12 protein-coding genes are annotated in these 11,620 nt (G+C 69.3%); 8 read left to right on the top strand and 4 right to left on the bottom strand.

What is annotated here, in order from left to right:
* Positions 1–1,038 (top strand): patatin-like phospholipase family protein (locus tag FNH09_RS39915; protein ID WP_238427388.1); only part of this gene is annotated, 1,038 nt, incomplete at its 5' end.
* Positions 1,039–1,159: 121 nt separating this feature from the next.
* Positions 1,160–1,303: a hypothetical protein gene (locus FNH09_RS46875; RefSeq protein ID WP_156110854.1), complete on the top strand. Its 144-nt coding sequence runs from the start codon at positions 1,160–1,162 to the stop codon at positions 1,301–1,303.
* A gap of 109 nt (positions 1,304–1,412) precedes the next feature.
* On the opposite strand, the gene FNH09_RS39910 is transcribed toward FNH09_RS46875, so the two are convergent.
* Complete coding sequence (locus FNH09_RS39910; RefSeq protein WP_152894768.1) at positions 1,413–3,839, bottom strand: SpoIIE family protein phosphatase; 2,427 nt, start codon at positions 3,837–3,839, stop codon at positions 1,413–1,415.
* Positions 3,840–4,257: 418 nt separating this feature from the next.
* Here FNH09_RS39910 and FNH09_RS39905 point away from each other — a divergent pair, with 418 nt between their 5' ends.
* From FNH09_RS39905 to FNH09_RS39895, 3 genes are all read left to right on the top strand, one after another.
* A complete protein-coding gene (locus FNH09_RS39905) occupies positions 4,258–5,304 on the top strand; it encodes a hypothetical protein (RefSeq protein WP_152894767.1) in 1,047 nt (348 codons plus the stop codon).
* A 112-nt stretch (positions 5,305–5,416) separates the two neighbouring features.
* Positions 5,417–6,703, top strand: coding sequence for a hypothetical protein (locus FNH09_RS39900; protein WP_152894766.1), 1,287 nt, complete (start codon positions 5,417–5,419; stop codon positions 6,701–6,703).
* Between the two features lie 12 nt (positions 6,704–6,715).
* On the top strand, positions 6,716–7,474 hold the full coding sequence (locus tag FNH09_RS39895; protein ID WP_152894765.1) for a glutamine amidotransferase-related protein: 759 nt from the start codon (positions 6,716–6,718) through the stop codon (positions 7,472–7,474).
* Positions 7,475–7,495: 21 nt separating this feature from the next.
* On the opposite strand, the gene FNH09_RS39890 is transcribed toward FNH09_RS39895, so the two are convergent.
* Entirely contained in the window at positions 7,496–8,044 is a 549-nt protein-coding gene (locus FNH09_RS39890; RefSeq protein WP_152894764.1) for a GNAT family N-acetyltransferase, read from the bottom strand.
* A gap of 125 nt (positions 8,045–8,169) precedes the next feature.
* On the opposite strand from FNH09_RS39890, the gene FNH09_RS39885 reads away from it, so the two are divergent.
* Genes FNH09_RS39885 through FNH09_RS39875 form a run of 3 tightly spaced genes read left to right on the top strand, consistent with a single transcriptional unit; the run spans position 8,170 to position 9,765 of the window.
* Positions 8,170–8,763 (top strand): SMI1/KNR4 family protein, encoded by a 594-nt coding sequence (locus tag FNH09_RS39885; protein WP_162469800.1) that lies wholly within the window; start codon positions 8,170–8,172, stop codon positions 8,761–8,763.
* Positions 8,753–8,977 (top strand): hypothetical protein, encoded by a 225-nt coding sequence (locus tag FNH09_RS39880; RefSeq protein ID WP_152894763.1) that lies wholly within the window; start codon positions 8,753–8,755, stop codon positions 8,975–8,977. The genes FNH09_RS39885 and FNH09_RS39880 overlap by 11 nt, the downstream gene beginning before the upstream one ends.
* Positions 8,965–9,765 carry a hypothetical protein gene (locus FNH09_RS39875; RefSeq protein ID WP_152894762.1) on the top strand — a complete coding sequence of 267 codons (801 nt, stop codon included), beginning with the start codon at positions 8,965–8,967 and terminating at the stop codon, positions 9,763–9,765. The genes FNH09_RS39880 and FNH09_RS39875 overlap by 13 nt, the downstream gene beginning before the upstream one ends.
* Before the next feature lie 523 nt (positions 9,766–10,288).
* Here the strand turns inward: FNH09_RS39875 and FNH09_RS39870 are convergent.
* Together FNH09_RS39870 and FNH09_RS39865 are read right to left on the bottom strand one after the other, a co-directional pair.
* The gene (locus tag FNH09_RS39870; RefSeq protein ID WP_152894761.1) at positions 10,289–11,032 is read right to left on the bottom strand and encodes an SOS response-associated peptidase; all 744 of its coding nucleotides are present in this window, start codon (positions 11,030–11,032) and stop codon (positions 10,289–10,291) included.
* Positions 11,033–11,150: 118 nt separating this feature from the next.
* The coding region (locus FNH09_RS39865; protein ID WP_476691277.1) for a DinB/UmuC family translesion DNA polymerase at positions 11,151–11,620 on the bottom strand (470 nt) is incomplete at its 5' end.

Here is an 11,620-nt window from a genome sequence, read left to right as displayed (position 1 = left end):
GAACAGCCCTCTGGAGCCCTGTCCCCGATGACGACGACCCCCACACCCCCTGCCGCCACGCCCGGGCCCGGGCCCGAGGAGCCGCACCCGGTCTGGAACCTGCTCACCGAACGCGCACGATCGGGCAGCCGGCCCGGCGCACGCGCCGACGGGCATCGCGTCGCGCTGGCCATCGAGGGCGGCGGGATGCGCGGCATCATCGCCGGCGGAATGGCCCTCGCCCTTCACGAACTCGGGCTGACCAACAGCTTCGACGCCGTCTACGGCGCCTCCGCGGGCGCCGCCTCCGGCGCGTGGCTGCTGAGCAGCAGCCCGCAGTCGCTGCGCTTCTGGGCGGTCCCCAAATACGCCAGGACACTGATCCGGCGATCGAATCCGCTGCGCGGACGCCCGCTCGTGGACCTGCACAGTTTCTACGAGGTGCTCTACCGCTACGGGGACGGCGACTGCGCGCCGATGGACTTCGGCTCGATCCTGGCCAACGACATCGAGTACCACCCGCTGGCCACGGACGCCGCCACCGGGCAGTCCACCGACCTGCGCCCCTTCATCGGCGATGCCGCGGAGTTGCGCCTGGCCCTGCGCGCCAGCGCCTCCCTGCCCCTGCTGGCAGGGCCTCCCGTCATGCTGCGCGGGCACCGGTTCTACGACGCCGGCGTCTCCGAATCCGTGCCCTACCGGACCGCGCTGGCTCAAGGTGCGACCCACGTCATGGTGCTGCGCTCCCGGCGGGCGACCGAAGTCGCGCGGCCGTCCCGCTCCGCACCGCTGGTGGCCAGGGGGGTGCTGCGCCGTGAATCCACGGCCCTGCGTCAGGCGTTCCTCGACCGCGAGACACGCTGGGCCGAGGACGATGCGCGTCTCGCCCGTCACCCGGCGATCGTTTCGATCCGGCCCGCCCCGGACTCGCCGGCGGTCGGCCGCCTCGCCCGCGAAGGCGACCTCCTCGAAACCGCACTGGAGGCCGGGCGCGCCGCCGTCCATGACGCCTGGAACGGTCTCCCCGACACACGAACGCCGGACGGCCACCGGCTCTGATCCCGGTGTACCCCTGGCTCATCCAGTCCCTGCCAAATGACCGCAGCGCACAGCCACCGCAGAGCCGACCACCCGGCAGCGCTGAACGATGCGCGGCGACGGGTGCCACGGAGTGGACGCCGTGTTCGTCACCCTGGGCCTCTTGGACTGCGATCTCGCCGAAGTCCAGCGGGCCTTCTTCGGCGCCCCGCGCCGCGACGCCGAACTCCGGTTCCGCAACGACGTCATGGATCTGCTTGCCAAGGCTGCCGACGACGACGCCTGACAGCAGCCGGAGCCTTGACAGGGCCATCAAGACTCCATCGGTCTCGGAAGCGCGTCGCTCCTGGAACGAGCTCCAGGCGGGACACGCGATCGGCAGCGACTACGGTTCCTCAGAGCAGGAACTCGTCGATCGCGAGGTCCCGGGGCAGGCGCTCCGGGGCCTCCGGCACCTCGGTCCAGATCGTCTTGCCGGTCGGCGTGTACCGCGTGCCCCAGCGCTCGGTCATCTGTGCCACGAGGAAGAGTCCCCTGCCTCCCTCGTCCTCGGACCCGGCCCGTCGAAGGTGCGGGGCCGTGTGGGCGCCGTCCGACACCTCGACGATCAGCTCGTCCTCCCGGATGAGGCGCAACCGGATCGGGGAGCCGCCGTGTCTGATCGCGTTGGTGACCAGTTCGCTGACGACGAGCTCGACGATGAAGGCCACCTCGTCCGCCACTCCCCATTCGCCGAGCTTGTCCCCGGCCAGCGACCGGGCACGGGCCACCTCGCCCGGGTCGGCGGGAATCTCCCAGGTGCCGACCAGGTGCCCGGCCAGTGCGTGCGTGCGCACCAGAAGCAAGGCCGCGTCGTCCTCGGGCGGCCCAGGGAGCAGCTCGGCGACGACGCGGTGGCAGATCTCCTTCAGCGGACCGGACCCGGAGCGGGACAGAACATCACACAGGCGGCGTATGCCGGAGTCGATGTCCTGTCGGCGGCTCTCGACGAGTCCATCGGTGAACAGGGCGAGCATGCTGCCCTCGGGCAGTTCGAAGTCGACACTCTCGAAGGGGAGGCCTCCGAGGCCCAGCGGCGGCCCGGCGGGGACGTCCACGAGTTCGCTGTGGCCGTCAGGCCTGAGCAGTACCGGGGGCGGATGGCCCGCCCGTGCCATGACGCAGTGCCGGTTGACGGTGTCGTAGACGGCGTACAGGCAGGTCGCGCCGAGTGCCCGGTCCTCTGTGCCGGTCTCTGCCGAGGATGCGGATCCGGCCCGTACGACAAGGTCGTCGAGGCGGGCGAGCAGTTCGTCGGGGGCGAGGTCGAGCGCGGAGAGAGCCGCGACGGTGGTACGCAAGCGTCCCATGGTCGCCGCGGCGCTCGTACCGTGTCCCGCCACGTCTCCGACGAGCAGTCCCACCCTGGCGCCGGAGAGTGGAATGACGTCGTACCAGTCCCCGCCCACGCCGGCCGGGCCTTGGGCGGGCAGATAGCGGTGGGCGACTTCGACCCCGGCCGGCCGGGACAGGGTGTGAGGCAGCAGGTCGCGTTGCAGCGTCAGCGCGGTGGCGTGTTCCTGGACATAGCGGCGCGCGTTGTCGAGGCAGAGCGCGGTACCGGAGACCAGTTCCACGGCGACCGGGATGTCCTCGGCGTCGAAGGGGGTGCGCGGCGCCGTTCGCAGGAGCAGTGCCACGCCGAGGACCGTGCCCCGGGCCGTCAGCGGCAGGGCCAGCGCACCGGTGACGGGGTCGGCGACCTGCGCGGCGGCGGTCAGGCAGCGTCCACGCAGGGGGTCCAAGGAGGCCGCGAGGTCACCGGCCGCCGAGTCCCGCGCACGCTCGGCGACACGGAGGAGGCTCGAGCCCTCGGCACGGTGGGCGGCGGGCGGCTCCTGGCCGCTCAGTACCGGTTCCAGCAGGTCCACGGTGAGCGCGTCGGCGAACTCGGGGACCGCGAGTTCCGCCAGCTCGTCGGCCGTGCGACGGATGTCCAGGGTGGTGCCGATGCTGCCACTGGCCCGGCTCAGCAGGGCCAGACGCCGCCGCATCGCGTAGCGGTCGGTGATGTCCAGGCCCGCCTCGCAGACCCCGATGGGTCGTCCCGCATCGTCCTCCAGGCGGAAGTAGGACAGGGACCACACACGCGGGTGATCAGGATCGCGGGGCGTCGTGCTCTGATAGAGGACATCGGTCACCGGCCGCCCGGTGCGCAGGACCGCGCGGATGGGTCGTTCGACGTCCCGCACGGCTCGACCGTCCCCGGTGAGCAGCACTCCGTCCGGCAGAACCTCCGGCAGAGCGCGACCCGCGACTTCCTTCAGCCCGAAACCGAGCTGCTCCTCGATGGCGGTGTTGATCCACCGGATCCGGATGTCGGTGTCATAGACGACGAGCATGACCGGCGACTGGGTGTAGAGCCCGGCCAGTACGGCCTGGTCCATGGCACGCCTCTGGAGCCGCTCGACCTCCATGGCCACCATCAGCCACATGACGCCAGCTCGCCCCTGAGGGAGCCGGACCAGGCACAATGCCGTCGGCACCGCGTAGCCGTCGCGGTGCCGGACAGAACGGATGACGTACGCCTCCGGGGCCTCCGCCGTCTGTGGGGCGGCACCGGCCGCAGGCGACGACTTCACGGTGAGGGGCTCGTCCAGGACGTCGACGATGGGTCGGCCCACGATCTCGACCGGCCGGTATCCGAACATCGCCTCGGCCTGCGAGCTCCACCCGGCGAACCGCATCCGGCCGTCGAGTACGGCGGTCGCCCGCCCGGCCAACAAGACGCCGGGACCGACGTCCGCCGTGTGGATGGTGTCCTGGATGGGGAGACCTGTCATCGCCGGTTCCGTGCCTGCTGCGGTACTCGCCTGGTTCCTTCACTCTACTGCCGGACGGTGCTTCCGCCCGGTGACGGGTGCGCGGGGATGCGAGGTCACGTCGGCCCGGGCCGGCTGATCCGTACCGTGCGTACGGTGTCGGCCGCACCGGTGATGAGCGACTCCGGGCGGGGGCGGTCCGGGCCACCGTAGGTCTGCTGGTGACCAAGCGCTGGTTCAGCCGCCGCACCACAAGCAGCACCGGTCGGCGACCTCGATCGACGCGTACCCGGGGCACAGACCGGTGACCAGGATGGCGCCGGACACCTTGAAGGTGGGCGAACCCCGCCACGTTGGCGAGGCGCCGAAACTGTCTGGCATCGCGTGCCGGGGCTCGGCCATGATGTGCGTCGTTGTCCACACAGAGGCGGTTGCCAAGTTGACGCTGTCCCCGGCCGCGCAGGCCATACTCGACCGATACGCCGCCGACGACGCCCCGGGGTCGGCGCGCCAGTGGGAGGCCATGGCCGCCGAGGCCGTACTCCGACACGGCGGTCCAGCCGATGCGCAGGCGCTCCTTCCGCTGTTCCTGTCGGCGCCCGCCGCGCACGAGGCGCTGGTGCCGGTCCTCGCCCGCCACGGCGACCGGCAGCTGGCCGCGCGTCTGCTGGAGGCGACGGTCGACGGGGGCCGGCTGCGCGACGGCGTACCGCCCGGTGTGCTGCACGCACTGGGCCGCCTGGGGTACACCGAGGCCACGCCCCTGCTGTGGGAGCACGTCGACGACTTGTACGACGTGTCGAAGAACGCGTGCCTCGGCCTGCTGCACCTGCCGTGCGAGGACCTGCGGGGCACCATCTCCGAGACGCTGGAGAAGCACGAAGGATCCGCCCTGTTCCCCGAGTTCCTGCCCGTCCTCACCACGAAGTCCAACGACCCGGCATGGCTGGACCGGCTCGTCGCATGGGGCGAGAACCGCGCCTCGGTCGACTGCAACGGCGGCCTGATCCTGGGAATTGCCCTGCACGGCGACCGCGCGCGCACCGCATTCACCCGCCTGTTGTGGAACGACCGCTGGGAAGCCTGCGGCACCTCCACCGGATCGGCACTGTGGACCTACGCAGGCACACGCGTCCTGGGCCTCGGCCTGCCACAGCTGTATGCCGACCTGCGGACCCGGCTGCACACCGGCACCGACCCGGACGGCCAGGGGGACGCCCTCCGGTCGTTCATCACCCTGCTGGACTTTCGGTGCGCGGATGTCTGGACCGGCGTAGCGGCGGCCGAAGTCCAGCCGGAGAGCCTCGACTCGCTCTACAGCGTGCTGTTCACCCCGACACGCGACGACAGCGACACACTCACCGAACTCGCCGAGCGCGTGTTCGGCAGCGACGATCTCCTGTCGGACGAGGTCCGCCACCTGGAGGACGCCCTCCACACCGCAGCGACGCACGAGTGGGCATTGCGTGCAGCCACCTCACGCTGACAGACGCCGCCCTCATGTCGAGTTCAAGGAACTGCCTCGGCGCCGGGACACGGCCAACCGCACACGAGGTTGTTCGATACGACGGAGCAGCGCGCCTCATCAGGCGCCTGTAGTGGATCTCGAGGACGCGGTAGCCTGCAAGGCCGAGGTTTCTGAATCGCCGGGGGACGGTTGCATGGACGGGTACGAACTTGTTCAGGAGGAGGGCGGGGCACCGGAGAGAGTGGTGTTACCGCATATCCCTGCGGCTGTCGGAACGCTGCCTGCGGAGTCGGACGACGTCGACTTCTGCGGCGACGCCCTGCTGTTGCTGACCGGACCCTTCTATCCGGGGTCCACGTCCCTCACGGACCTTCCCGACTTCGCCGTGCCGGTGGACGGCGCGCTCGATCCGCAGATGCGTCTGACGGTGGTGCAACGCTCCCTGGATCAATTCCTGCGTGGCTCGCTCACCTTCGGCAATCCCCCCGTCAACGTGCTCACGCACCTTGCCGGCTCCGATGAGTTCAACGCGCGGCTGACGACGATCGTGCAGGAGGCGACGCTGCTTCCCGTGGAACTGAACGTCACCGGCACTCTGTTCCCGGACGGCTACGGCTCGGTGGCCGTGCACATGCGCATCGCCGACGGGTGGTCCGAGGCACGACGGAAGCAGCTCATCGACGGCTTCGGGCCCAAGGGCCGCGACGATGTCACCGCGCGCATCAGGGACGAACTGCTACCCGCCCTTACCGCGATGTCCGACCAATGCCGACAGGGGCCGCCGTGTCCCACGGTCCTGCCCTACTTCAACCTCACCTACGCAGGCAGCACCACCCACCCGACGCCAGGCCGGGCGACGCTCTCCCACTCCTTACGGCACCTGATCTACCCCCGCTCCGCCGAGCCGATCCCCTCCGAATCGACGTGGCCGGAAGAGTTCTTCTACCCCGGTTACGCCTTCTTCCTGTTGGCTTCCCGGAACCCTCACGACACGCTCGGCCAGCTCGAACACCTGCTGGGTCAGCTGAACGTGCACTACGCCCGGCTGGAACGCTCCGCCAACGCCGCGGAACGGATCATCCGCGAGTCGGCCCTGGACGAAGACCCCGAATTGGTCATCGGGCTGGAACGACGGCTGCGTGCCGACTATCAGGCGTTAGTGCGGCCCACGTTCAGCTACGACTTCCACGTTCTCAAATTGCGTGACAGCGTGCTGAAGGCGTGGGAGACCGAAAAGGTGCGCGAGCGTACCGACACCTTGCTGCAAATGGCGCGATACGCGGTGGAACGCAAGCTGGAGCACGCGCAGATGCGCCGGGTGAAGCGAGTCAACCAGGCCGTGACGATCGTGGCCATCCTGAGTTTCGTCCAGTGCGTGGACGCGGCGGCCAGCCTGTGGTCGACGTTCTTCGGGTAAAAGGGGGAGACCATGCCGGTGGACGTGCAGATCTGCGTCGCGGACGGACTGATCTACGACGGTCTCGACTACGCCGACCGGATCGAGCAACGACTGACCAGGGCCGGCCTGAGCTGTGGACGCCTGAACCTGCCGGCCGAGGCGGCCGCTGTGGCCGCACGCCCGCCCCGGCCGAACCTGGCCTATGTGTTCACCGGAGGCCAGACCTCGGTCCACTCGGACGCCGCCTGGATGCGCGCCACCGTCGCGCTGGTACGGGAGCTCATCGCGGACACGGACAAGCGCGACGGCGGTACCGAGCCCGCGCGCCCGGGCCCCGCGGTGATCGGCGTGTGCCTCGGCTCGCAGTTGATCGCCGAGGCACTGCGTCCCGATTCGATCATCGGGACCTCGGGCATAGAGGTCGGCCTGACCCCGGTATGCCGAGCCGGCGACGGTCACCGCAGCAGGGACAGCGACCACGGCGTCGATGTCGTGCCGTCGTTTCACTATCAGGCGATCAGTCCACGGATCGAGGAGGTCGACGGGGTACGCGTCGAGTACCGCAACGACCACACCTCCGTCCAGGCACTGAGTTTCGGCGAGCGGGTCTTCGGATACCAGTTCCATCCCGAATTGACGTCCGACGACGTACACCGCCTGATCGACTTCAACAAGGACGTCATCACCGAGTGGAACGGGGACGCGGAGGCCGCGCACCGATCCGTCGAGCAGTACCAGCTGCACGACGACCTCTTCGAGCGCTTGGTGATCGACCGGATCAGGCGCTGAGGCCGACGAGAGGACGGCCGGCTACCCGTCGACGCCGATCCTCTTCTTCCAGTCCCGGACCAGGAGCCCGAGCAGCACCTCGTCCATGAACTCGCCCATCACCCAGGCCGAGGAGCGCAGCACGCCCTCGCGGACGAAGCCGTTGTGCTCGGCGGAGCGCAGCATTGCGGTGTTGTCCGCCAGCGTCTCGATCTGGAGCCGGTGCAGGCCACGCACGACGAACCCGTAGTGACACAGCGTCGCGACCACGTCGGTGCCGTAGCCCTTGCCGCGCGAGGACGGCAGCAGCCCCAGCCCGATGTGCGCGATCCGGTTGTGGTTGTCGATGCCCCACAGCGTCGCGGTGCCGATCAGCGTGCCGCCTTCCAGTTCCACCACGGAGAACCGGACGCTTCGCTCATCCGTGTCGTTCACCACGAGCCGCGGGTCGTCCGAGCCGGGCGCGACGGGCCGCCACGGCCCTGCCTCGGCCCGCGAGGAGTTGACCACGTCGTCGTAGAGCTCGGTCCGCAGGACGGGGATGTCGTCCTCGTGCCGGGCCCGCAGCCCGATCTTGTTGCCTCGAAGCATGTGAGCTTCCTATCCGACCGGGCTGGCCAGCGGCAAACCAATAAGGCACGTCAACGGTCGGCCACGGAAAGCGTCTGTCCCGGGGCGAGCGTGAGGGTGGAGTGCTGCTGTGACAGTCTGCTCCCGTGGACGATCTCGTTGGTACGCAGGTGCCAGGCTGCCGTTTGGCCGACCCCGCCGAGTCGGTCGCGGAACTCGAACGGGTGTTGCCCGGTCTTGCGGCCCACCGTTTGCCGACACCCGCGGGTATCGACTGGCTACGGCTGGAGAGCGTGTTGGGAACGGCTCTGCCCGCTGACTACAAGCTCCTGTGTGAGCTCTACCCGGCGTTCGAGCTGAGTGACTTCATGCGTGTCGGTGGCCCGGTGCCGGGCGCCGAAGTGGCCTGGGCTGAAGACACCGATGACTTGGAGATCCTCGCCGAGTGGTGCGATGACGCCGACTTGGCAGTCCCGATGCATCCGTACCCTGCGCCGGGCGGCCTGCTTCCCTGGTCCTCCTCCAACCAGGGGGATTACTTCTTGTGGACCACCAGCCCCGCCGGGCCGCAGGAATGGACGGTCACCGTCGCCTCCCGCAGTGGTGCGTGGTGGCACTACACCGGTGGGGCGGTTCAGTTCCTTGCCGATCTGGTGAGCGGTGTGCTGGAGCCCTGGTCGCTGCCGACAGTCCGACCTGAGATCACCTGGGTCGATCAACGAGGCGGCAATGGCAGATGAGAGCCGCTGCAATGCCGGCGAAGGCCACCTCATGGAGAGTGAGGGGATGGCCGTGTACGTGCCCGCTCGCGATGCTCGCGCCGTGCGCTACGAACAGCAGCGGCTGCAACGGCTTGTGAAGGATGTGGCGGAGACCGAACGGTCGGGGGCCGGCGTTGTGGAGATCGCACGGCACCGGGTCTACCGGAGTGGGGAGAGCATATGGCCGGCCTGACTGTGACGGTGTGTCTGTCACCCGAAGCCGCGGACGACATCGACGGGGCCCTCACGGCGGCCCTCGCGCCGTTCGACCAGGACAGTGACAACCCCGTGGACCGCGGCATGTGGGATTCACGCCGCATCCGCGGCGGCAGCAACGGTCAGGGGTTCGCGGTGGTCCGCGGATACGAGGACGATCCCAGGCTGGTTCACGACGAGCCCACATATGACGGCCTCCCCGCTCCCAGCGCTCCGGGAGTCTGTGCCGGAGGGCCGCGTGGCCTGCTCGACTTCTCACGGCCGCAAGCCGCTTCCGAACGCGTGATAGCCGCGTCCTGGGACCTGTGGCAGCAGCTGTCCGCGGTACACCCGCCGGCACTACCCCTCTCATTTTTCGAGGACCGTTGGGAAAAAGATCCGCACGCGTTCCCTGGCGGCCCCTGGGCTGACGGCATGCTGGCTGCCTACCGGGCCCAGCCCCTGATCAACGCCTACATCCATCACCCCTGGAGCCTCAACCTGGGCTATCCAGACAGCCCGCTCCATGCGGAGCATCCCATCATCGGCTTCCGCGGCAGCCGTGCCGACTACATCCGTGAGCTCTCCTGGGGTCTGTGGGAGGCGGACGTGCTCACTGTGGACGGCTGGTGGCGAGAGAGCGACGGAAGCGCCCTTCACGCGTACTGCGACCCGGATTCGTGTCCTCACGAACCCTCCGGGCCCACTGTCTGGCCGGGCAGCGAGGCATATCTGTCGCAGCTGCCCCACGACACGATCCTGGTACGAGTGCACTGCCACTGCTGACGCCACACAAAAGCTGTGCCAGAGCCAGATCTCGTGAACGTCCGCTCTCAGTCGGAGACGTACGAGTCCGGGGTGGTCGAGCTGTGGTCGTCGACGTTGTCGTTCTGTGTCCCCCTTCGAGATCTCCTGGTCGAGATTTCCTTGGCGCTGTGTTTCGAAGTGACGTGTGGGCCGGTTGCGCACCCGGCGAACGCCGCCAGGACGTCCAGGACATACAGAACACTCCCCCGGATCGCCGGCACCGGGGCCAAGCGGCGCGCCCTGTCCTCAGCGACCGCCACGATCACCATCCCGGCCTGGGCCGCGCTTACCTCCAGCGAAGCTCGGTCCACAAAAAAGACCCTGCCCCGGGGAACGGGACAGGGTCTTCACAGAGCGCCGGGCAGGCCTTGCACCTGCATTTCCCCGCAGGAAGCGGGGCGTCTTTCCTTGGACCACCAACGCAGCACTCATCGGCACGACTTCCGCCGACCAGCTCAAGATCAATCGTAGCGCATGCCCGGAACGGCGCAGCACGCCGGCGCTAGGAGACGAGTTCGTCCAGGAGCTGGGGGCCGTTGTTGCGGACGTTGTTGACGGCGGTGGAGACGGAGCGGGCGTTCAGGTGGCCGTTGGCCGGCTGGTCGAGGAGAGCCCGCAGCTCATCGGAATTTCGGTGGTCGGGGTCCAGCCAGGCGTCGTAGTGCTCGGGAGTGAGGGCGAGCGGCATGCGGGGGTGGACACGGCCGGCGGCATCGGTGGCTTCGGTGGTGATGATGGTGCAGGTCATCAGCCAGGCGGCTGGATCGTCGTCCTGCTGGACCGTCCGGTCGCGCCAGTATTCGTAGAGCCCGGCAAGCGCCATCACCTGCCCGTCCTCGGGGTGGATGAAGTACGGCTGCTTGCGCACCTTGGCAGTGCCGGGGTCTTCGACCCGCTCCCATTCGTAGAAGCCGTCGGCGGGCAGCAGGCAGCGGCGGTGGGTGAACGCGCGGCGGTACGCGGGCTTTTCGTGCACTGTCTCGACCCGCGCGTTGATCATCCGGGCGCCGGCCTTCGCGTCCTTCGCCCAGGACGGGACCAGACCCCAGCGCAGCGGTCGCAGCTCCCGTTCCACTGGCCCGGTGTCGTCCTTGCCGCGGGGTGCGCGTTCGAGGACGGCCCACACGTCGTCGGTCGGGGCGACGTTCCAGTTCGGCGCGAGCGTCTCCCGTGCGGGCACGTCGGGCACGTGGAAGAGCGGAGCCAGTTCCTGCGGGCTTCGAGTGGATGCGTACCGACCACACATGCCCCCACTCTTGCACTGCCGAAAGGCCGCGCGCCCCGCGCCGAGACCGTGTCGCCCAGGACGGCGGCCCGTCGGTGCTCTGACTGCCGCCTGCCCGGCCCCTGGGGAGACGGGACTGTCAGCTGACTCGCAGGAGGGTGGTGGCGGGGCGGATGGCGTCGTGCCCGAACTTGGCGCGGATGCGGTCGCTGACTTCTTCGGCGGCGAGGCGGGCTTCGCGTGCGTGGTCGAGGCTGATCTGTTCGGCGACCCGCTCGGCGGCGATGAGGTCCTCGGCTTTCAGGGTGATGCCGGTGATCCGGCCGCGTTGCAGGCCTGCCGCGTCGATCAGCCGGTATGCCGTGGTGCGCAGATCGTCGTCGTGCGCGGACGCTTCGGCGAGGCGGCGGGTCTTGTCCCAGGTGGTGCCGCCGGCGAAGCGCAGGGTCAGGGTCAGGCCGCGGGCCGCCTGACCGCGGCGGCGCAACTGGTGGGCGAGGGTGACGACCGCGTCGAGGAGGGCGGCGCGGACGGCGGCGCCGTCCAGGGTGTGCCGGGGGAAGGCGCGGTGGACGCTCGCGGTGGCGGGCAGGGTGCGCGGGGCGACAG

It is taken from the genome of Streptomyces adustus (genome assembly GCF_009377175.1).
In the GTDB taxonomy this organism is placed as follows: Bacteria; Actinomycetota; Actinomycetes; order Streptomycetales; family Streptomycetaceae; genus Streptomyces; species Streptomyces adustus.
This window is presented reverse-complemented; position numbering and strand designations above follow the sequence as displayed.